The 22730-nt window shown below is 69.1% G+C and carries 12 protein-coding genes and 3 rRNA genes; 2 read left to right on the top strand and 13 right to left on the bottom strand.

Annotation, left to right across the window (positions count from 1 at the left end; all coding sequences use genetic code 11):
- Positions 1-244: 244 nt before the first annotated feature.
- The 6 genes from hpf to mtnA form a co-directional block, all read right to left on the bottom strand.
- Complete coding sequence (gene hpf / locus BBH68_RS08220; protein ID WP_065960232.1) at positions 245-934, bottom strand: ribosome hibernation-promoting factor, HPF/YfiA family; 690 nt, start codon at positions 932-934, stop codon at positions 245-247.
- A 250-nt stretch (positions 935-1184) separates the two neighbouring features.
- Positions 1185-2051, bottom strand: a complete 867-nt coding sequence (locus tag BBH68_RS08225) for a ComF family protein (RefSeq protein ID WP_065960573.1) — start codon at positions 2049-2051, stop codon at positions 1185-1187.
- Positions 2052-2200: 149 nt separating this feature from the next.
- Positions 2201-4063 carry an LpqB family beta-propeller domain-containing protein gene (locus BBH68_RS08230; RefSeq protein ID WP_065960234.1) on the bottom strand — a complete coding sequence of 621 codons (1863 nt, stop codon included), beginning with the start codon at positions 4061-4063 and terminating at the stop codon, positions 2201-2203.
- Complete coding sequence (gene mtrB, locus BBH68_RS08235; RefSeq protein WP_245737957.1) at positions 4053-6254, bottom strand: MtrAB system histidine kinase MtrB; 2202 nt, start codon at positions 6252-6254, stop codon at positions 4053-4055. The genes BBH68_RS08230 and mtrB overlap by 11 nt, the downstream gene beginning before the upstream one ends.
- A 1-nt stretch (position 6255) precedes the next feature.
- Positions 6256-6933 (bottom strand): two-component system response regulator MtrA, encoded by a 678-nt coding sequence (gene mtrA, locus BBH68_RS08240; protein ID WP_065960238.1) that lies wholly within the window; start codon positions 6931-6933, stop codon positions 6256-6258.
- The gene (gene mtnA, locus BBH68_RS08245; RefSeq protein ID WP_065960239.1) at positions 6930-8087 is read right to left on the bottom strand and encodes an S-methyl-5-thioribose-1-phosphate isomerase; all 1158 of its coding nucleotides are present in this window, start codon (positions 8085-8087) and stop codon (positions 6930-6932) included. The genes mtrA and mtnA overlap by 4 nt, the downstream gene beginning before the upstream one ends.
- Before the next feature lie 147 nt (positions 8088-8234).
- Between mtnA and BBH68_RS39020 the strand changes: the two genes are divergently transcribed.
- Positions 8235-9647: a DUF7847 domain-containing protein gene (locus BBH68_RS39020; RefSeq protein WP_076972170.1), complete on the top strand. Its 1413-nt coding sequence runs from the start codon at positions 8235-8237 to the stop codon at positions 9645-9647.
- Between the two features lie 90 nt (positions 9648-9737).
- Here the strand turns inward: BBH68_RS39020 and rrf are convergent.
- The 5 genes from rrf to ahcY all read right to left on the bottom strand — a co-directional run bounded on the left by rrf (position 9738) and on the right by ahcY (position 17798).
- A 5S ribosomal RNA gene (gene rrf, locus BBH68_RS08255) occupies positions 9738-9854 on the bottom strand.
- An 89-nt stretch (positions 9855-9943) separates the two neighbouring features.
- Positions 9944-13065 (bottom strand): 23S ribosomal RNA (locus BBH68_RS08260).
- Positions 13066-13351: 286 nt separating this feature from the next.
- A 16S ribosomal RNA gene (locus BBH68_RS08265) occupies positions 13352-14876 on the bottom strand.
- The 16S, 23S and 5S rRNA genes sit together here, the layout of an rRNA operon.
- A gap of 701 nt (positions 14877-15577) precedes the next feature.
- Positions 15578-16216 (bottom strand): hypothetical protein, encoded by a 639-nt coding sequence (locus BBH68_RS08275; protein WP_065960244.1) that lies wholly within the window; start codon positions 16214-16216, stop codon positions 15578-15580.
- Positions 16217-16340: 124 nt separating this feature from the next.
- Positions 16341-17798, bottom strand: a complete 1458-nt coding sequence (gene ahcY / locus BBH68_RS08280; protein ID WP_065960245.1) for an adenosylhomocysteinase — start codon at positions 17796-17798, stop codon at positions 16341-16343.
- Between the two features lie 363 nt (positions 17799-18161).
- Here ahcY and BBH68_RS08285 point away from each other — a divergent pair, with 363 nt between their 5' ends.
- Positions 18162-20309: a fructose-specific PTS transporter subunit EIIC gene (locus tag BBH68_RS08285; protein ID WP_065960246.1), complete on the top strand. Its 2148-nt coding sequence runs from the start codon at positions 18162-18164 to the stop codon at positions 20307-20309.
- 186 nt (positions 20310-20495) lie between these two features.
- Here the strand turns inward: BBH68_RS08285 and BBH68_RS08290 are convergent, their stop codons facing one another.
- Positions 20496-21416: a cation diffusion facilitator family transporter gene (locus BBH68_RS08290; RefSeq protein ID WP_065960248.1), complete on the bottom strand. Its 921-nt coding sequence runs from the start codon at positions 21414-21416 to the stop codon at positions 20496-20498.
- Between the two features lie 96 nt (positions 21417-21512).
- Positions 21513-22724, bottom strand: coding sequence for a mannose-6-phosphate isomerase, class I (gene manA, locus BBH68_RS08295; RefSeq protein WP_065960250.1), 1212 nt, complete (start codon positions 22722-22724; stop codon positions 21513-21515).
- Positions 22725-22730: the final 6 nt, after the last annotated feature.

The following is a 22730-nucleotide window of genomic DNA, read 5'->3' on the forward strand; positions in this document are numbered from 1 at the left end:
ATGGCCCCTGCTGTCCGCACTTGGCTGTGCATGGTCCTATACGGCGGCGTCAACCGGTCTTCTCGATACGAGGGTTGGCCGCTGAGCCATGATTTCATGCCTGGAGGACGGTGTGGTCCCGCCGTGGTCGCACGGTGGTGCCCCGGGGGCGCATGGGCGCTCATCGGCATCACACCAGGTGCGACCGCGCGCGCCACAGCGGGACCGCGCGGCGCGCTGGGCCGCACGGTCCCGCCCGTCCTGATCAGCCTCCCAGGGCGCCACCGGCGCCGCCGGGCTCTTCTCCGACGAACGCCTCGGGCTTGAGATGGATGACTCCGTAGTCATAGCCGTGGCGCCGGTAGACGACGCTGGGCTGACCGGTGTCGGAGTCGACGAACAGATAGAAGTCGTGCCCGACCAGCTCCATCTCGTAGAGCGCCTGATCGAGCGTCATGGGGGCGGCGGCGTGGGTCTTCTCCCGGACCACCAGGGGACCTTCGCCCTGGACCTCCAGCGGCCCCATCCTCGTGGTGGGGACGGCTTCCGACGTGCGCTGGGGTGCGATCTCCCCATGGCCGTTGATCCGGGCCGCGTTCGGCACGGTGACGGCCACGTCGCTGGCGGGGATGCGGCCGTTGCCCCGGCGCGTGTGGCGCTTGTCGTGCTGTTTGCGCATGCGCGCCTCCAGCTTGCCGGCGGCCAGGTCAAGCGCTGCGTACGGGTCCGCAGCCGCGGCCTCCGCCCGGATCACCGGACCGCGGGAGCGGAGGGTGATCTCCACTCGGTCGGAACGGTCGGCCTGCCGGGGGTTGTGCTCCTTGGACACCTCGACGTCGAGGCTGATCACCTTGCCGTCGAGCTTCTGGATCTTGTCCAGCTTCAGCTTCTCGGCCACGTGCTTCCGGAACCGCTCGGGCACCTCTGTTTTACGGCCCTTGACGACGATGTCCACGCAGAACTCCGTTCCCGGGTCGCTCCGTCAAAAGTCGGAGCTCATCCGTTGTGCACTGGGCTCCGGGGTGTTCCGGAGCCTCCGGCTTGGCGGCTTTCACCTCCTCCTCCCCGGTGGCCCGGATCGCCATTCCTTCTTGTTCAGCATGAGCAAAAAGGCACACGAAGCACGCCAAGCGGATAATGCGAGCCATAGCGCTCGCCGTTCCTCACAACCGAACATAGCTCGCCCGACCGGAAGTCGGCACCCCCTACCGGCACGTACCTCCGATCAGGTGTTTACGTCCGCTTATCATCAGCAACGATCCGCGTTCGTACGGAGTTCCACATACGATTCCGCTTTCGGTCTCGCCTCCGGTCTCGCTCTCTGGCGCGCTCGGTGCGGGCCCTCCGGCCGCGAGGAAGGAGCGGGCCGCGGCCGCCACGACGGCGGCCCCGACGACCGCGCCGCCCGCGGCCCCGACCGCCCGCGCGGCCTCCGCGAGCGACGCCCCGGTGGTCATCAGATCGTCCACCAGCACCACGGGCCCCTCCGCCAGCAGCCGCCCGCAGCCCGGCGCCACGCCCAGCGCCCCGGCGAGATTCTCCAGCCGCCGCCGCGCGTCCAGCCCGGCCTGGTCGGTCACCGAGCGCTGCTGCCGAAGGACCGGCAGCACCCGAGCGGGCCGGCCGCCGCGCCGCAGCACCCCCGCCGCCGCCCGCGCGATGCGCCGGGCCGGATCATGGCCGCGGGCCGCCACCGCCCGCCGCGCCGAGGGCACCGGCACCAGCAGCAGCGGGCCGCTCACCGCGCCCGCCACCCCGGCCCCGGCCCCGGCCTCGGCGCCGGCCACGGACCCGGCCACCGCCCCGGCCAGCGCCTCGCCCAGCGCCGCCGCCAGCCGCAGCTCACCCCGCTCCTTGTGCGCGAGCAGCACGGCCCTGGCCTCGTCCTCATAGGCCACCGCCGCGTGCACGGGCGGCAGCCCCGGCGGGGACGGGCTGGGCCGCACCCGCCGCGCCCCGGCCCCGCACAGCGCCGCCCCGCACCGCCCGCACAGCGCGCCGCCCGCCCGGCCGCACCCCGCGCAGCCGGCCGGCAGCACCAGCCCGGCGATCTCCCGCCACCACATCCGCATGCCCACCACCATCGCGTCACCCACCCGGACCCGCCACCCCTGTGGACAAGCCTGTGGACAACCCCGGCGAGACCGTGGGCCACCCGGGTGACGGGCCACCCGTACGAGTGACAGCGAAGCGGCTGTTTCGCGGACAGCGACCGCCACCGCTACCCCGGATAGACCGGAGCCGACCCCTCCTTGACCACCGTCTTCCAGTCCTCGTTCGGCGGCAGCAGCACGATCCCGTCGTTCGTCGTCTCGGCGATCAAGGGCCGGTTCTGGCCCTCGAAGGCCGCGACCGCCTCCACCCCGTTCGGCCCCGGCACGGCCGGCACGTCCGCCGGCGAGCCGTCCGTCCCGACGTACTGCAGCTGCTGCACCCCGCCGGACTCGCGCCCCGCGACCACCAGCCGGCTGTCCCCCGCCCACGACACGGCGTCCACGTCCTCCAGCCGCGGCGAGACCGAGTGCAGTCCCCGGACCGACAGCTCGGGGGCGCTCTCGCCGCCCGACCGCTCGACGCGGCCGAGCCGCAGCGTCGTATGCCCGGCACGCTTGACCAGCATCGCGATCCGGGTGCCGTCAGCGGACATGCGCAGCGCCGTGATCACGCCGCCCTTCAGGTCCGGCAGCCGCACCTCGTCCGCCTTGTCCGCGCCCTCGCGCAGCCGCAGCAGCTTGGGCGCACCGGGGTTCCGGTCGGCCACCCACAGGCCGCCGAGACCGTCCCAGCTCGGCGCCGACAGCCCGTACTGCGCGCCGCCGCCCTGGCTGTGCAGCTTCGCCCCGCCGCGCTGGGCGCCGGACCTCAGCTCGCTCACGTACAGCGACCGGCCGTCCTCGGTGACTCCCGCGGCGAGCCGCTCGTCCCGGGACACCGCCACCGCCCTCAGCCCGGCCCCCTCCTCGCCGAACGGCCCCGGCACGGCCTGGGGCTCCCGCGCCTCGTCGGACAGCCGCACCACCCGGTGATCGGCGTCCACGAAGTACTGGTGGGCCCCCGAGCCGTTGACCCGGTCCGGGGCGAAGGAACGCGCGCCGTCGCGGGACAGCGTGCACAGCTCCGCGCCGTCCTGCCGCTCCAGCCGCACGCTGCCGACCTCCGGCGACGACTGCCCCAGCCCCTGGACCGTGAACAGCAGCTGGGCCGCCATCCGGGCGCAGCGCGCCTCGCCGACGTGCGCCGCCCGGTCGGTCAGCCGCACCTTCAGCGTGTTCGAGTCGTCCGGCGCCAGCTTCTGGTCCCGGCGGCTCAGCGCCGTACCGGAGGGGAAGGAGGTGCTGACCACCGGGTCGGGCCAGCTCGTCGGCCCGTCCAGGAGCGCCTTCACGGCCGCGGTGACCGGGTCGATGCTCATCCGCAGGTAGACCGGGTCGGCGACCAGGACGTCCTGCCCCACCCGCGAGTTCGAGGCGTCCGGGCCCAGCTCGGCGAAGTAGTACTTGTTGACCGAGTAGTACATGCGCTGGAAGTCGGCCTCGCCCAGCACCAGGCCGCGCGGCAGGCTGTCGATCCGCCACTCCGACCCGGCCTTGGACAGGTGGATGCGCTCCTCGTAGTCGCCCTCGCCCGGCCGGTACGCGTGCGTGGCGTCCACCGTGGCGATCCGCTTGCCGGAGAGCACCACGGTCCGCCCGTCGCTGTCCCGCTCCCCCGGGTCGGGCTCCACCCGCACCTCCGGCGGCTGCGCGAGCACCGTGGTGGTGGCGAAGGGTTCCCACCGCCGGGCCGCGCCCTTGGTGAGGTACTCCCTGGCGGTGGGCAGGGTCTCCTCGCTGCTGGTCGTCGCCTCCAGGAAGCCGTTGACCAGCTCGACGGGCTGCTCGCCCTTGCCCGGGCTCACCCCGTACACCCGCACCTGCGTGTCGGCGTCCGTGCCCGGCGAGGAGTCCACCCGGCGCACGTCCCCGCTGTCCGGCATCGACGCGCAGCCGGTGAGCAGCAGCGCGCCGCAGACGAGCAGCGCGGGCCCGCCCAGGGGCCGGCCGGTACGGCGCGTACGGCGGGGGCGGTAGCGGTCAGCGCCCACGGGGGCGGCCCTCCCGTTCGGTCGGTGTCGTGTCTGCCCGGTCTGCCGGGTCTGCGGGGTGTGCCGGGGCTGCCGGGTGCGCGCTGTCGGCTGTATCCGCCGCGTCCGCCGCCGTGCCCGCCGCCTCCGGCCGCGCGTTCTGCGGGCGTGGCGCGCCGCCCTGCGCGGCGCCCCGGGACACCACGCGGGCGCCGTTGCCCGGCAGCGCCGTGGGGTCGGCCGTCGGGGGCAGGCCGGCGCCGCTGGGGGGCAGCGGCAGGTCGGCGCCGGACAGCCCGGACTTCGACAGCCCGGACTTGGACTGGGCCGGTACGGCCGCCAGCCGCTCCCCTGAAGCCCCCGTGCCCCGCGCGGCCTCGCCTGAAGCCCCTGCGCCCGGCCCCGAGCCACGATTGCGCCGGGAGTCCTCGGGCTCCAGCGGGATGGGCGAGCCGCGCAGCGTGTCGCCCGCCGTACGCGGCAGGGTCAGCCGGAACTGCGAACCGCCGCCGGGCTCACCCCACGCCTGGAGCCAGCCGCCGTGCAGCCGGGCGTCCTCCACGGCGATCGACAGGCCGAGGCCGGTGCCGCCCGTCGTACGGGCCCGCGCCGGGTCGGCCCGCCAGAAGCGGTTGAACACCCGCGTCGCCTCGCCCGGCTTGAGCCCCACGCCGTAGTCGCGCACCGCGACCGCGACCGCCCCGCCGGCCGCCGCGAGCCGCACGATCACATCCCGGCCCTCGCCGTGCTCCACGGCGTTGACCACCAGGTTGCGCAGCACCCGCTCCACGCGCCGCGCGTCCGCCTCCGCCATCACCGGCTGCTCGGCGCCCCGCACCACGATCCGGGTGCCCTTGGCCTCGGCGAGCGGCGCGGCCGCGTCGACCACCCGGGTCACCACGTCGCGCAGATCGATCGGCTCGGCCTCCAGGGCGGCCGCGCCCGCGTCGAACCGGCTGATCTCCAGCAGGTCCGACAGCAGCGACTCGAACCGGTCGACCTGGCCCCACAGCAGCTCCGCGGAGCGCGCGGTGATCGGGTCGAAGTCCTCGCGCGCGTCATGGATGACGTCCGCCGCCATCCGGACCGTGGTCAGCGGCGTCCGCAGCTCATGGGAGACGTCCGAGACGAAGCGCCGCTGCATCCGGGACAGCTCCTCGAGCTGCTGGATCTTGACCTGGAGGTTCTGCGCCATCTTGTTGAACGCCTCGCCGAGGCGCGCGATGTCGTCCTCCCCGGTGACCTTCATCCGCTCCTGCAGCAGACCGGCCGCCAGCCGCTCGGAGATCCCGGCGGCCATCCGCACGGGCGTGACCACCTGCCGGACCACCACCCAGGCGATGGCGCCCAGCAGCACCACCACGAACACCCCGGCCGTCGCCAGCGTCCCCTTCACCAGGCTCAGCGACTTCTCCTCCTGCGTGAACGGGAAGAGGTAGTAGAGCTGGTACGGGTCGCCGTGGTTGTCGTCGAGCCGCTTGCCGATGATCAGCGCGGCCTCGGAGTCCTTCGAGTCGTTGTGCAGGATCCGGCCGTACTGCTCGTACGCCGTGGTCCGCCCGTCGTCCACCTTCTCGCGCAGATCGGCCGGGACGCTCTCCGCCTTCACATCGCCGGAGACCCGCGGCCCGCGGCTGACCAGCCGGGGCGTATCGCCCGAGGCGGAGCTGAGCGCCACCACCGAGTAGGCGCCCTTACCGCCGCTGGCCAGCTGCTCCACCAGCTTGTTCAGCCAGCTGCCGACGTCCTGGCCACCCCGGCCGGCGGCGTCGGCCCCGGCCTCGCTCCGGCCGGCGCTGTTGCGCTCCGCCATCTGCTCGGCGACCTGGAAACCGCCGCTGGCCTGGCCCTGCGCCGCGTGCCGCTTCGCGTCCAGCAGACCGTTGCGCACCTGCCCGATGACGACCAGACCGAGCAGCAGCACCACACCCAGCGACATCAACAGCGTGGTCGCGACCACCCGCAGCTGGATGTTCCGCCGCCACAGCCGGGCAGCGGGCAGCAGCGGACGGCGCACCCACCGCCCGAACAGCCGGATCAACGGATGCGCGGGCCCACCCGACGCCCCGTCGGGCAGCAGATGCCCACCGCTCCACAACCGCCGCAACAGCGGAATCTCACCCGCCGGGTCGACGGGCCGCCCCGGACGCGCGCCCTCCGGTGCCCCGCCCGCCGACCTGTCGGCAGGCGGAGCCGAGCCGACCTCCGGCATCTCAGCTGGGCCCCGCCTTGTAGCCGACGCCGCGCACGGTCACCACGATCTCCGGCCGCTCCGGGTCCTTCTCGACCTTCGAGCGCAGCCGCTGCACATGCACATTGACCAGCCGGGTATCGGCGGCGTGCCGATAGCCCCACACCTGCTCCAGCAGCACCTCACGGGTGAAGACCTGCCACGGCTTGCGCGCCAGCGCGACCAGCAGGTCGAACTCCAGCGGCGTCAGCGCTATCGACTGGCCGTCCCGCTTCACCGAGTGCCCGGCCACGTCGATCACCAGATCGCCGATGGTCAGCTGCTCCGGCGCCGGCTCCTCCGACCGCCGCAGCCGCGCCCGGATCCGCGCCACCAGCTCCTTCGGCTTGAACGGCTTGACGATGTAGTCATCGGCCCCCGACTCGAGGCCGACCACCACATCGACCGTGTCGCTCTTGGCGGTCAGCATGACGATCGGCACCCCGGACTCGGCCCGGATCAGGCGGCACACCTCGATGCCGTCCCGCCCGGGGAGCATGAGGTCGAGCAGTACCAGATCCGGCTTGGTCTCGCGGAAGGCGGCGAGAGCCTTGTCGCCGTCCGACACGAACGACGGTTCAAAGCCTTCGCCGCGCAGCACGATGCCGAGCATCTCTGCCAGTGCGGTGTCGTCGTCGACGACAAGGACGCGTCCCTTCATATCGACATCATCCCATTACCCGATCGTGACCTGGCGCACAGCTCCGCGATGCCGTCGCCGGTGACGGGTGAGACGACCCCGGCCTCGGTGACGAGAGCCGTCACCAACTCCGGTGGTGTGACGTCGAAAGCCGGGTTGTAGGCCTGCGTGCCGAGCGGCGCGACCGGTATTCCGGTGCCCGCCTGCGCCCCGGCGGCCGGAGCGTAAGGGACTGTGATGTCCGTCACTTCATGGCTCGGGCGCTGCTCGATCTCGATCGACGCGCCGTCCGCGGTGCCCAGGTCCACCGTGCTGGTGGGGGCGACCACGACGAACGGCACATGGTGGTAGCGGGCCAGCACCGCGAGCGGATAGCTGCCGACCTTGTTGGCCACCGAGCCGTCGGCGGCTATCCGGTCCGCGCCGATCAGCACCGCGTCCACCTCGCCGGCGGCGAACAGCGAGCCCGCCGCGTTGTCGGTGAGCAGCGTGTACGCCATGCCCGCGCGGCCCGCCTCGTACGCGGTCAGCCGCGCGCCCTGCAGCAGCGGGCGGGTCTCGTCCACCCACAGCCTCCGCAGCTGCCCGACCCGGTGCACCGCGGCGGCCACGGCCAGGGCGGTGCCCCCGCCGCCGGAGACCAGCGCGCCGGTGTTGCAGTGGGTCAGGAGGCGATAGCCGCCGGCGGGCAGCAGCTCGTCGAGGAGGGCCAGGCCGTGCGCGGCCATCCGCTCACTGGCCTCGGCGTCCTCGCGGTGCAGCGCGCGGGCCTCGGCGAGGGCCGCCGCGGCGGCGCCCTGGGCGTCCGCGCCGGCCTTGGCCGCCGCGTGATAAGCGGCGGCGGCGCGGCGCACCCCGTAGCCGAGGTTGACGGCCGTGGGCCGGGCGTGCGCAAGGGACTCGGCGGCCTCGTCCACGTCGAAGCCCCGCGCCGCGGCGAGGGCCACCCCGTAGGCCCCCGCGATGCCCAGCAGCGGGGCGCCCCGGACGGCGAGCGAACGGATCGCCTCCACCAGCACCGGCACATCGGTGCACACCAACTCGACCTCCTCCGCCGGAAGTCGCGTCTGGTCCAGAATCACCAGCACGGGACCTTCCGGCGGTTCCTCCCATCGCAGGGCGAGGGCGGCGGGCGATGCGGCGGTGTCCCGGTCCTCTGAGCGCTGATCAGCCATCCGTCCAGTCTGCCCTCTACGGCCCCGAGTATTGAAGTGGGCCGCCACGCCCCGTGGCCCCCGTCCGGCCGGATACGCCGTGGCACGATGACTGCCCACCGGCCGTTGCACCCACAGCAGCCCGACGACCGACCTTACGGAGCGACGATGAACGACTCGCCGGGCTGGGCACCGCCCGGGCCGTCCCCTTCCGACGATTCCGACGCACCGGAGCAGCGGACCCAGCCCCAGGGCGCCCCCGCCGACCAAGCCGCACCGCCCCCGGCCGGCGCGGGCCCGGCCGGCGAGGGCCCGGACGGACCGGCCCCGGCCCTGCCCGACCAGCCCGGGGCCGACCGCCCCGGGGCGGAGCAGGCCGTGACGGGCCAGACCATGACGGACCGTCCGGTACGGGATCGGCCGGTGTGGGGAGCGAAGTGGGCGGAGCGGCAACCGCCCGCGGGCCCCTGGGCCGCCCAATCCGGTGGCGCCCCCGCGCCACCGCCCGCCCCGCCGGCCGCCCCACCGAGCGGGCGGCCGACCGGTCCGCCGGGCCCTGCCGGGCCTGTTTGGTACGGGGGTTGGGGGGCCGGCTGGACCCAGCCACCGCCGGCGGCCCGGCCCGGGGTCATTCCGCTGCGCCCCTTGGGCGTCGGCGAGATCGTCAGCGGGGCCATGGCCACCCTGCGCGCCCACTGGCGGCCGGTCGTCGGGGTCTCCTTCGTCGTCGCCCTCATCACCCAGGCCGCGACCACGGCCGCCACCGGGTTGTGGTTCCGGAGTGCGAGCGGACTTGACGCGCTCGAGAACGACCCGAACCCCACCCTCCGGGAGGCGGCGGACGCCCTCGGCGAGACTCTGAAGAGCAGCGCGATCCCTCTGGCGGTCGGGATCCTTGGCACCCTGTTCACCACCGCCGTGCTGACCGTCGTGGTCGGCCGGGCCGTGCTGGGCCGCCAGGTGTCGCTCGGCGAGGCGTGGCGCGGAGCGCGACCGCGCCTCCTGCCCCTGTGCGGCCTGCTGTTCCTGCTGCCCGCCCTCGCGGCCGCCGCCTGTGCGGTCGGCCTGGCCCCGGGTCTGCTGCTCATCGCCGCCGGCGCGGACAGCGAAGGCGCGGCGCTGGCTCTGCTCGGCGGGCTCGGCTCGACGGCCGCCGCGGTATGGCTCTGGGTCCGCTACAGCCTCGCCGCACCCGCCCTGATGCTGGAGAAGCAAGGGGTCGTCGCGGCCATGCGCCGCTCCGCCAAGCTCGTACGCGGCGCGTGGTGGCGGGTCCTCGGCGTCCAGCTTCTCGCGCTGCTCATCGCCATTGTCGTCTCCGTCATCCTGGAGATTCCGACCAGCGCGGTCGGCATGGCCATCGGCGGGGACAACGCGATGGACTGGCTGTCCGGCGAGTCCGTCTCCGTCAGCTGGACTTTCCTGATCGTCATCGGCGTCGGCGGGGTCATCGCCTCGACCATCACCCTGCCGATCAGCGCCGGGGTCACCGCGCTTCTTTACGTGGACCAGCGCATCCGCCGCGAGGCCCTCGACCTGGAGTTGGCCCGGGCCGCCGGCGTGCCGGGCTACGACACGTAGAAGGGGGGCCAGGCGGCCCCGGCCGCCAACGCGAAAAAGCCTCGGTCCCGAATATCTTCCGATACTCGGGACCGAGGCTTATCAAAATTTGTTCGGCGGCGTCCTACTCTCCCACAGGGTCCCCCCTGCAGTACCATCGGCGCTGAAAGGCTTAGCTTCCGGGTTCGGAATGTAACCGGGCGTTTCCCTAACGCAATGACCACCGAAACACTATGAAGAAAACAAACCAGCCCAACCCGGGAACGGGCCAGCACATGGTCGTTACTTCAGAACCAACACAGTGGACGCGAGCAACTGAGGACAAGCCCTCGGCCTATTAGTACCAGTCAACTCCACCGGTCACCCGGCTTCCATATCTGGCCTATCAACCCAGTCGTCTACTGGGAGCCTTACCCCATCAAGTGGGTGGGAGCCCTCATCTCGAAGCAGGCTTCCCGCTTAGATGCTTTCAGCGGTTATCCCTCCCGAACGTAGCCAACCAGCCATGCCCTTGGCAGAACAACTGGCACACCAGAGGTTCGTCCGTCCCGGTCCTCTCGTACTAGGGACAGCCCTTCTCAAGACTCCTACGCGCACAGCGGATAGGGACCGAACTGTCTCACGACGTTCTAAACCCAGCTCGCGTACCGCTTTAATGGGCGAACAGCCCAACCCTTGGGACCGACTCCAGCCCCAGGATGCGACGAGCCGACATCGAGGTGCCAAACCATCCCGTCGATATGGACTCTTGGGGAAGATCAGCCTGTTATCCCCGGGGTACCTTTTATCCGTTGAGCGACGGCGCTTCCACAAGCCACCGCCGGATCACTAGTCCCGACTTTCGTCCCTGCTCGACCCGTCGGTCTCACAGTCAAGCTCCCTTGTGCACTTACACTCAACACCTGATTGCCAACCAGGCTGAGGGAACCTTTGGGCGCCTCCGTTACCCTTTAGGAGGCAACCGCCCCAGTTAAACTACCCACCAGACACTGTCCCTGATCCGGATCACGGACCCAGGTTAGACATCCAGCACGACCAGAGTGGTATTTCAACAACGACTCCACCATGACTGGCGTCACGGCTTCACAGTCTCCCACCTATCCTACACAAGCCGAACCGAACACCAATATCAAGCTGTAGTAAAGGTCCCGGGGTCTTTCCGTCCTGCTGCGCGAAACGAGCATCTTTACTCGTAATGCAATTTCACCGGGCCTATGGTTGAGACAGTCGAGAAGTCGTTACGCCATTCGTGCAGGTCGGAACTTACCCGACAAGGAATTTCGCTACCTTAGGATGGTTATAGTTACCACCGCCGTTTACTGGCGCTTAAGTTCTCAGCTTCGCCACACCGAAATGTGACTAACCGGTCCCCTTAACGTTCCAGCACCGGGCAGGCGTCAGTCCGTATACATCGCCTTACGGCTTCGCACGGACCTGTGTTTTTAGTAAACAGTCGCTTCTCGCTGGTCTCTGCGGCCACCACCAGCTCCGAGCGCAAAGGCCCATCACCAGCAATGGCCCCCCTTCTCCCGAAGTTACGGGGGCATTTTGCCGAGTTCCTTAACCATAGTTCACCCGAACGCCTCGGTATTCTCTACCTGACCACCTGAGTCGGTTTAGGGTACGGGCCGCCATGAAACTCGCTAGAGGCTTTTCTCGACAGCATAGGATCATCCACTTCACCACAATCGGCTCGGCATCAGGTCTCACCCTTATATGAGAGACGGATTTACCTACCCCTCGGGCTACACCCTTACCCCGGGACAACCACCGCCCGGGCTGGACTACCTTCCTGCGTCACCCCATCGCTCACCTACTACAAGTCTGGTCCGTCGGCTCCACCACTCCCCTTCACCCGAAGGATCCAGGGCGGCTTCACGGACTTAGCATCGCCTGGTTCAGCGCTGGCGCTTCAAAGCGGGTACCGGAATATCAACCGGTTGTCCATCGACTACGCCTGTCGGCCTCGCCTTAGGTCCCGACTTACCCTGGGCAGATCAGCTTGACCCAGGAACCCTTAGTCAATCGGCGCACACGTTTCTCACGTGTGAATCGCTACTCATGCCTGCATTCTCACTCGTGAACCGTCCACAACTCGCTTCCACGGCTGCTTCACCCGGCACACGACGCTCCCCTACCCATCACAGCGGCCGTTGGACCTCATGCTGCAATGACACGACTTCGGCGGTACGCTTGAGCCCCGCTACATTGTCGGCGCGGAATCACTTGACCAGTGAGCTATTACGCACTCTTTCAAGGATGGCTGCTTCTAAGCCAACCTCCTGGTTGTCTCTGCGACTCCACATCCTTTCCCACTTAGCGCACGCTTAGGGGCCTTAGTCGATGCTCTGGGCTGTTTCCCTCTCGACCATGGAGCTTATCCCCCACAGTCTCACTGCCGCGCTCTCACTTACCGGCATTCGGAGTTTGGCTAAGGTCAGTAACCCGGTAGGGCCCATCGCCTATCCAGTGCTCTACCTCCGGCAAGAAACACACGACGCTGCACCTAAATGCATTTCGGGGAGAACCAGCTATCACGGAGTTTGATTGGCCTTTCACCCCTAACCACAGGTCATCCCCCAGGTTTTCAACCCTGGTGGGTTCGGTCCTCCACGAAGTCTTACCTCCGCTTCAACCTGCCCATGGCTAGATCACTCCGCTTCGGGTCTTGGGCGCGCTACTCAATCGCCCTATTCGGACTCGCTTTCGCTACGGCTTCCCCACACGGGTTAACCTCGCAACACACCGCAAACTCGCAGGCTCATTCTTCAAAAGGCACGCAGTCACGACGCAAGGACAAGTCCCTGCGCGACGCTCCCACGGCTTGTAGGCACACGGTTTCAGGTACTATTTCACTCCGCTCCCGCGGTACTTTTCACCATTCCCTCACGGTACTATCCGCTATCGGTCACCAGGGAATATTTAGGCTTAGCGGGTGGTCCCGCCAGATTCACACGGGATTTCTCGGGCCCCGTGCTACTTGGGAAATACGCAAGAGAGCCGTCATGATTTCAGCTACGGGGGTCTTACCCTCTACGCCGGGCCTTTCGCATGCCCTTCGCCTACCACAACGGTTTCTGACTCTCCGATCAGCCGGCAGACTGATCAAGCACACTCCCACAACCCCGTATACGCAACCCCTGCCGGGTATCACACGCATACGGTTTGGCCTCATCCGGTTTCGCTCGCCACTACTCCCGGAATCACGGTTGTTTTCTCTTCCTGCGGGTACTGAGATGTTTCACTTCCCCGCGTTCCCTCCACATACCCTATGTGTTCAGGTATGGGTGACAGCCCATGACGACTGCCGGGTTTCCCCATTCGGACACCCCCGGATCAAAGCTCGGTTGACAGCTCCCCGGGGCCTATCGCGGCCTCCCACGTCCTTCATCGGTTCCTGGTGCCAAGGCATCCACCGTGCGCCCTTAAAAACTTGGCCACAGATGCTCGCGTCCACTGTGCAGTTCTCAAACAACGACCAGTCACCCGTCACCCACCCACAGCGGGGCAGTTCACCGGGACCGGCGTCAAGGGAAACAGGCTCTCGCCCGTGCCCTCAGACACCCAACAGCGTGCCCGACACGATCCACCGCTCGGATCCGCGTTCCACACCCCAAGGGGCAGTACTAGCAGTCCTCACAACCAGACCGTGCCGAATAGTCAACGTTCCACCCATGAGCAACCACTCTGAGACACTCGCTCAGAGCTGGCTATGTGCTCCTTAGAAAGGAGGTGATCCAGCCGCACCTTCCGGTACGGCTACCTTGTTACGACTTCGTCCCAATCGCCAGTCCCACCTTCGACGGCTCCCTCCCAAGGGTTGGGCCACCGGCTTCGGGTGTTACCGACTTTCGTGACGTGACGGGCGGTGTGTACAAGGCCCGGGAACGTATTCACCGCAGCAATGCTGATCTGCGATTACTAGCGACTCCGACTTCATGGGGTCGAGTTGCAGACCCCAATCCGAACTGAGACCGGCTTTTTGAGATTCGCTCCACCTCGCGGTATCGCAGCTCATTGTACCGGCCATTGTAGCACGTGTGCAGCCCAAGACATAAGGGGCATGATGACTTGACGTCGTCCCCACCTTCCTCCGAGTTGACCCCGGCAGTCTCCTGTGAGTCCCCATCACCCCGAAGGGCATGCTGGCAACACAGGACAAGGGTTGCGCTCGTTGCGGGACTTAACCCAACATCTCACGACACGAGCTGACGACAGCCATGCACCACCTGTACACCGACCACAAGGGGGCACCCATCTCTGGATGTTTCCGATGTATGTCAAGCCTTGGTAAGGTTCTTCGCGTTGCGTCGAATTAAGCCACATGCTCCGCCGCTTGTGCGGGCCCCCGTCAATTCCTTTGAGTTTTAGCCTTGCGGCCGTACTCCCCAGGCGGGGAACTTAATGCGTTAGCTGCGGCACGGACAACGTGGAATGTCGCCCACACCTAGTTCCCAACGTTTACGGCGTGGACTACCAGGGTATCTAATCCTGTTCGCTCCCCACGCTTTCGCTCCTCAGCGTCAGTATCGGCCCAGAGATCCGCCTTCGCCACCGGTGTTCCTCCTGATATCTGCGCATTTCACCGCTACACCAGGAATTCCGATCTCCCCTACCGAACTCTAGCCTGCCCGTATCGAATGCAGACCCGGGGTTAAGCCCCGGGCTTTCACATCCGACGTGACAAGCCGCCTACGAGCTCTTTACGCCCAATAATTCCGGACAACGCTTGCGCCCTACGTATTACCGCGGCTGCTGGCACGTAGTTAGCCGGCGCTTCTTCTGCAGGTACCGTCACTTGCGCTTCTTCCCTGCTGAAAGAGGTTTACAACCCGAAGGCCGTCATCCCTCACGCGGCGTCGCTGCATCAGGCTTTCGCCCATTGTGCAATATTCCCCACTGCTGCCTCCCGTAGGAGTCTGGGCCGTGTCTCAGTCCCAGTGTGGCCGGTCGCCCTCTCAGGCCGGCTACCCGTCGTCGCCTTGGTAGGCCATCACCCCACCAACAAGCTGATAGGCCGCGGGCTCATCCTGCACCGCCGGAGCTTTCCACCCGGTAAGATGCCTCACCAGGTAATATCCGGTATTAGACCCCGTTTCCAGGGCTTGTCCCAGAGTGCAGGGCAGATTGCCCACGTGTTACTCACCCGTTCGCCACTAATCCACCACCGAAGCGGCTTCATCGTTCGACTTGCATGTGTTAAGCACGCCGCCAGCGTTCGTCCTGAGCCAGGATCAAACTCTCCGTGAATGCTTCCGGGCTATCCCGGCAACACCACGAGAGCGGAGCAGGCCGGAGGAATAATCCAGCCCGCTCACAGCGTCCTCGCTGTGTGTTTTTCAAAGGAACCTCGTCCGATCAGCCACACTGGCCGACCGTACGGGGTATCAACATATCTGGCGTTGACTTTTGGCACACTGTTGAGTTCTCAAGGAACGGACGCTTCCTTCGAAACCGTTTCACCGGTTTCTCCGGGCGCTTCCCTTCGGTGTTTCCAACCTTACCAGATCCGTTTTCCGTTCCGTTCCCGGTCCGGATTTCCATTTCTGGTGGCCGTTTGGAGGGCCTTTGCCTTTCGGCTGTTTCGACTTTAGCAGACTCACTTCGGCCGACCTAATCGGCTTCGTGATTCCCGCGGGATCGAAGTGCCTCGTTCAAATCTGAATTCGAAACCGAGGCGATCTTGTGCTCATGGTCACCCACGAGCAAGGTGCCTACGAGCATACCCCGCTCGCCGCAACCAGTAAAACCTACCTCACCCGACAACCCCCGTCAAGGGGCCTGGGCGAGATCGTCACCTTAGCAGGTTCCAGTGGGGTCACGCACGGAGCGCCACGCGTGGTGGACGGTGCGTCGACCCGGTGTCTCGACGATCCGGTGTCCCGACGATGTCTTGACGTCCTTGTGAAGCAACCAGCAACTCTCTTGTGTAGTTCCGGAGGGAGCGTGCGTCAAGCCCCTGGCGGGGGGAAATTTTCGGCGAAGGAGGACGGGGGGCTCTCAAGATCCTCCAGCTCGATCCCCGGCGCCGCGAGGACCACGTCTCCCGCGATGTGGACCGAGTGCCGCTCGCCCGTGTCGAGGGCGGTGACCTGATACTCGTCCACGGTCAGCGGGCCGCTGTCCGTCGGGTGGGCCGTCCGTTCCAGCAGGGCCCAGGACTGGTCGAGGGTGCGGGGCGCGAGGACGGGGGTGGTGAAGGCGACGAGGCGGACTCGGGTGGCGGGGGCGCCGGGGGCGAGGCGCAGCAGGCGGGCCGTGGCCACCAGGAAGGCCGGCGAGGTGCCGGTGAAGGCGTGGGCGGCGACATTGCCCTCGGTCGCGCGCTCTCCGGCCGGGTCGGTGCGGACCCAGGTGACGCCGTCCAGGGCCGCGCCGCGGACACGCCAGCTCGCGGCGTTCAGCTCGAGGCGGAGGGGGCGGCCCAGCTCGTCGAGGGTGAGGTCCACGGAGCCGCTGTGCTCACCGGACGGGGAGGTGAGCTGGGCGACGTAGCGCCAGCCGGTGGGGCCGGTCGCGCACTGGAAGTGCTCCTCGCCCAGGGGGGCGTGGTCGTGCGGGTCGTGGAGGGAGTAGCGGCCGCGGGGCATGGGGCTGTTTCCTTGACGTGCGAAGGCCCGCCGACGTGCGAAAGGCCCGCCCGGGCCGGTACGGCCGGGCGGGCCCTGGGCCCACGCCGAGGCGGGGATCAGCAGGCCCCCGCCGGGGCGGGGATCAGTAGCGGTAGTGGTCCGGCTTGTACGGGCCCTCGACCGGCACGCCGATGTAGGCGGCCTGCTCCGGGCGGAGCGTGGTCAGCTTGGCGCCGAGGGCGTCGAGGTGGAGCCGGGCGACCTTCTCGTCCAGGTGCTTGGGCAGCACATAGACGTCGGTCGGGTAGGACTCCGGCTTGGTGAAGAGCTCGATCTGCGCGATGGTCTGGTTCGCGAAGGAGTTGGACATCACGAACGACGGGTGACCGGTCGCGTTGCCCAGGTTCAGCAGACGGCCCTCGGACAGGACGATGATCGCCTTGCCGTCGGGGAACGTCCAGGTGTGGACCTGCGGCTTGACCTCGTCCTTGACGATGCCGGGGACCGCGGCGAGACCGGCCATGTCGATCTCGTTGTCGAAGTGGCCGATGTTCCCGACGATCGCCTGGTGCTTCATCTTGGCCATGTCGGAGGCCATGATGATGTCCTTGTTGCCGGTCGTGGTGATGAAGATGTCCGCGGTCTCCACCACGTCGTCCAGGGTGGCGACCTGGTAGCCGTCCATCGCCGCCTGCAGCGCGCAGATCGGGTCGATCTCGGTGACGATCACCCGGGCGCCCTGGCCGCGCAGCGACTCGGCGCAGCCCTTGCCCACGTCGCCGTAGCCGCACACGACCGCGACCTTGCCGCCGATCAGCACGTCGGTGGCGCGGTTGATGCCGTCGACCAGGGAGTGGCGGCAGCCGTACTTGTTGTCGAACTTCGACTTGGTGACGGCGTCGTTCACGTTGATCGCCGGGAAGAGCAGCGTCCCGTCCCGCTGCATCTCGTAGAGGCGGTGGACGCCGGTGGTGGTCTCCTCGGTGACGCCGCGGATCTCGGAGGCGAGCTGGGTCCACTTCTGCGGGCTCTCCGCGAGGGTGCGGTTCAGCAGCTCGAGGATGACGCGGTGCTCCTCGTTCTCCGCGGTGGAGACGTCCGGGGCGGCCCCGGCCTTCTCGTACTCGACGCCCTTGTGGACCAGGAGGGTGGCGTCACCGCCGTCGTCCAGGATCATGTTGGGGCCGCCGGTGGGGGTGCCCGGCCAGGTCAGGGCCTGCTCGGTGCACCACCAGTACTCCTCCAGGGTCTCGCCCTTCCAGGCGAAGACCGGGATGCCCTGCGGGTCCTCGGGGGTGCCGTTCGGGCCGACGGCGATGGCGGCCGCCGCGTGGTCCTGGGTGGAGAAGATGTTGCAGGAGGCCCAGCGGACCTGGGCGCCGAGCGCGACCAGGGTCTCGATCAGGACCGCGGTCTGCACCGTCATGTGCAGCGAGCCGGTGATACGGGCGCCCGCGAGCGGCTGGGCTTCGGCGTACTCCTTGCGGATCGCCATCAGACCGGGCATCTCGTGCTCGGCGAGGGTGATCTCCTTACGGCCGAAGGCGGCCAGGGACAGGTCGGCGACCTTGAAGTCCTGACCGGAGACGGCATTCGTCATTGCTGCTCCTCATTCGATCGGTTTCGAGCGAGAGTGGTGTCGGCTGGGCATGCGGCAGTGATCCCTGGGTCTGTGGACACACGGGTCCCCTACTCGCAGTGCGCAGTCCGTCGGAGGCCCTCTCTCCCTCGGCCGGTCCGCGGGGCGGACCGGCCGACCGCCATCAGCAGCGACGTCTGGCTCGTGTCGAATCTACACCGATCGGCGCAGCGAACCCCAGTCCGCGGCCGCTTTCTTCGGCCTGTGGACACTTTCTCCCCTCGTACTCCCCTCGCCGGACGCGCTGCCTCTTGCGGGATGCGTTCGGCGCGGGGAACCCTTGCACCTTCCCGCGCTCGCTCGACGCTGCGTAAGGAGAACCACGTGACCAGTCCAGCCGATCCCCCCACCGGCGCGGGGGCCAGCGGACCAGGGCTCAAGCTGCTCGCGGTGACCGCCTGCCCGACGGGCATCGCGCATACGTACATGGCCGCGGAGAAGCTGGCCCAGGCCGCCGCATCGCTCGGCCACTCCATGAAGGTGGAGACACAAGGCTCGATCGGGGCCGAGAATGTCCTCTCCGACAACGATGTCAGAGATGCGGACGGCATCATCATCGCCGCGGACAAGGACGTCGACCGCCGCCGGTTCGTCGGCAAGAGGGTGCTCGTCGTCGGCGTGGCCGAGGGCATCCACCATCCCGAGCGGCTGATCGAGCAGGTCCGCGTGGCGTCCCTGTACAGCGGGGACGGCGGCGGCTCCGCGGGGGGTACGGGTACGGGCTCGGGCGCGCGAAGCGGTGGGGCGGGGGGCTCCGCCGGCGGCAAGGGGCGCGGCGTCACGTACAAGGCCCTGATGAACGGTGTCTCGTACATGATCCCCTTCGTCGTGGTGGGCGGGCTGCTGATCGCGGTCTCGCTCGCGCTGGGCGGCGACACCACGTCCAAGGGCATCGTCATCCCCGACGACTCCTTCTGGAAGTCCGTCAACGACATCGGCGTGATCGGCTTCCAGCTGATGATCCCGGTGCTCTCCGGCTATATCGCCTATGCGATCGCCGACCGGCCCGCGCTGGTGCCCGGCATGGTCGGCGGCTGGATCGCGGCGCACGGCGAGCTGTACGACAGCGAGGCGGGCGCCGGGTTCATCGGGGCGATCGTGACCGGCTTCCTGGCCGGATACCTGGTGCTCTGGATCAAGAAGGTCAGGGTCCCCAGGTTCGTCCAGCCGATCATGCCGATCATCGTGATCCCGATCGCGGCGACCTCGGCGCTCGGGCTGTTCTTCATCCATGTCCTCGGCGAGCCGATCTCGTGGGTCTTCGAGCACCTCACCGACTGGCTCGGCGGGCTGACCGGCACCAGCGCGGCGCTGCTCGGCACGATCCTCGGCCTGATGATCGCCTTCGACATGGGCGGCCCGGTCAACAAGACCGCCTTCCTCTTCGGCGCCGGCCTGGTCTCCAGGAATCCGGAGGTCATGGGGGTGTGCGCGGCGGCCATCCCGGTCCCGCCGCTGGGCCAGGGGCTGGCCACGCTGGTCCGCCGCCGGATGTTCGACGACCAGGAGCGGGAGACCGGCCTGGCCGCGCTGTTCATGGGGTTCTTCGGGATCACCGAGGGCGCCATCCCGTTCGCCGCGGCGCGCCCGGCGCGGGTCATCCCGGCGAACATGCTCGGCGGCGCGCTCGCCGGGGCGGTGGCGGGTCTCGCGTCGGTCGAGGACAACGTGCCGCACGGCGGTCCGATCGTGGCGCTGCTCGGCGCGGTCGGCGGGGTGCCGATGTTCTTCGTCGCCGTGGTGATCGGTACGGCGGCCACGGCGCTCACGACCGTCGCGCTGATGTCGCTCGGCGGCGGTGCGGCGGCCCGGGGCGGCGGCGAGACTACGCGGCCGGGCGCCGGGGGCGGTGCCCCCGCGCGGTCGCCCGAGCCGGCGCTGGTGGGGGCCGCGGCGGGCTCTGCGGCTCCGACGGCCCCGGCGGCCACGGCGGCGCCCGCGACTCCGACGGCCCCGGCCCCGGCCCCGGCCTCGGCCCCGGCCTCGGCCGGGGCCGCGTCGCCCGCTGAGGCGGGCCAGGTGCTGTCCGGGTATCTGACCGGGCGGACCGTGCGGGAGCGGCTGGCGGCGGGCGACAAGGAAGCCGCCATCCGCGAGATGGCCGAGCTGCTCGCCGCCTCCGGCAAGGTCGCCGATGTGGCCGGGCTGGTCCGGGCGGCGCTGGCCCGCGAGGAGCAGGGCACGACCGGGCTGGGTGAGGAGATCGCGATTCCGCACGCCAAGACGGACGCGGTGACCGGCCCCGTCGTCGGCTTCGCGCGGTCCCCGGAGGGCATCGAGTGGGGTGCGCTGGACGGGACGAAGGCCCGGCTGGTGTTCATGATCGCGGTGCCGGAGGAGGCGGCGGGGGATGAACACCTGCGGATCCTGGCGCTGCTCTCGCGGAAGCTGATGAGCGCGGGGTTCCGGGAGCGGCTGCTGGGGGCGGCGGACGAGGCGGCGGTGCTGCGGGTGCTCGGCGAGATCGAGTAGCCCCGAGCCCCGGGGCGAACCGCAGCCCGGCCAAGCAGCTCGGCCAAGCAGACCAAGCAACTCGACCAAGCAACTCGACCAAGCAGACAGACGGAACAGACAGAGGGAGCGGGGAGCGGGAGCAGACAGCCGGACGGGCTTGGCCGCCGAGGGCGGCCAAGCCCGTCCGTGCCGTCCGTGGCTCGCCTACGCGGAGGCGGTGCGCAGGATGTCCGGCTCCAGGTAGATCACGCGGGCGATGGGGACCGCCGCGCGGACGCGGACCTCCGCCTCGTCGATCGCGCGGGCGACCTCGGCCGCCGTGTCGTCGTGCTGGACCGCGATCTTGGCGGCGACCAGCAGTTCCTCCGGGCCCAGGTGGAGCGTGCGCATGTGGATGACGCCGGTCACGGTCTCGCCGTCCACCAGCGCCTCGCGGATCTTGGCGACCTGGTCGGCGTCCGCCGCCTCGCCGAGCAGCAGGGACTTGGTCTCGGCCGCCAGCACGAGGGCGATCAGGACCAGCAGCGCGCCGATGCAGACGGTGCCGATGCCGTCCCACACGCCGTTTCCGGTGAGCAGCGAGAGGCCGACGCCGCCGAGCGCGAGGACCAGGCCGACGAGGGCGCCGAAGTCCTCGAGGAGGACGACGGGCAGCTCGGGGGCCTTGGCCCGGCGTACGAACTGCGACCAGGTCAGCTGGCCGCGGATCTCGTTGGACTCCTTTATGGCGGTACGGAAGGAGAAGCCCTCCGCGAGGATCGCGAAGACGAGCACCCCGACCGGCCAGTACCAGTTATGCAGGTCGTGCGGGTGTTTGATCTTCTCGAAGCCCTCGTAAAGGGCGAAGACACCGCCGATGGTGAACAGGACGATGGAGACCAGGAAGCCGTAGATGTAGCGCTCCCGGCCGTAGCCGAAGGGGTGCTGTTCGGTCGCCTCGCGCTTGGCCTTCTTGCCGCCGAGCAGCAGCAGGCCCTGGTTGCCCGAGTCGGCTATCGAGTGCACGCCCTCGGCGAGCATCGACGAGGAGCCGCTGAAGGCGAACGCCACGAACTTGGCTGCGGCGATGGCCAGGTTGGCGCCCAGCGCGGCAACAATCGCCTTGGTTCCGCCTGATGCACTCATTTTGTGCCGGATGTCCCTTCCGTCGCACGGCAGCTTTGCCGTTGCTTTACTGCGTCACGGCGGGCCATTGTTGCAGCCCCGCCAAACGGCGGTGCGTCAGGCGACGACTGTGGCCCGGAACACGGTGCCGGGCCCGGACAGCGCGACGGCCTCACCCGCCGACACGAAGGCCGACTCCCCCTGACGCAGCCGCAATTCGGCCGCCTCGCCGGCGGCGCCCTCGCCCCGCAGCACGGCCTCGCCCGAGACGCACAGCAGGATCTGGGGGGTGCGGGAGGACAGGGGGCGCGGGCCGCCGCCCTCGGGCAGGACGTAGCGCGAGAGCCGGAACTCGTCGATCGGGGTGGCGTACACCTCCTCGCCCGAGGATTCCGCCTCGGGACGGAGCACCCCGGGGCCATCGCTCTCGAAGCGGACGACGCGCAGCAGTTCGGGGACGTCGATGTGCTTGGGGGTCAGACCGCAGCGCAGCACATTGTCGGAGTTGGCCATGATCTCGACGCCCAGGCCGTCGAGATAGGCGTGGGGCACACCCGCGCCGAGGTAGAGCGCCTCGCCGGGCTGCAGCCGTACGTAGTTGAGCAGCATCGCGGCGATCACGCCGGGGTCGCCCGGGTAGTGCCGGGCGATGGAGGCGTACGCGCGGTACGCGGGGGCGTACGGGCCGTCCTGCGCGCCCAGTCGTTCGGCGGCGGCGGCCGTCTGGTGGACGGTGTCCGCCATCGCCTCGCGGTCGGCGGCCAGGACCGCGGTCAGCACCTCGCGCAGCGCGTGCGACTCCGGGCGGGCGTGCAGGATGTCCACGTACGGCTTGAGCGGGTCCACCTCGAGGGCGGCCAGCAGTTCGGCGGTCTCGCCGGCGTCGCGGAAGCCGCACAGCCCGTCGAAGGGCGTGAGGGCGCATATGAGTTCGGGCTTGTGGTTGACGTCCTTGTAGTTGCGGTGCGCGGCGTCGATGGGGACGCCCCGCGCCTCCTCGTCCGCGAAGCCCGCCTCCGCCTGGGCCCGGTCGGGGTGCACCTGGAGGGAGAGCGGCGAGGCGGCGGCGAGCACCTTCAGCAGGAACGGCAGCCGCGGCCCGAAGTGGCGTACGGCGTCCGGGCCCAGCTCGCCCTCCGGGTCGGCGGCGATCACCTCGGACAGGGCCACCGCGCCCTGCCCTCGATCGACGCGGGACGGCGCCCCGGGGTGCGCCCCCATCCACAGTTCGGCCTGCGGCTCGCCCGTCGGCTCGGTGCCCAGCAGCTCGGGGATGGCGGTGGCGGAGCCCCAGGCGTAGGGGCGGACGGTGTTGAGGAGGCGGTCCATGGAGTG

The organism is Streptomyces sparsogenes (assembly GCF_001704635.1).
Taxonomy (GTDB): Bacteria; Actinomycetota; Actinomycetes; order Streptomycetales; family Streptomycetaceae; genus Streptomyces; species Streptomyces sparsogenes.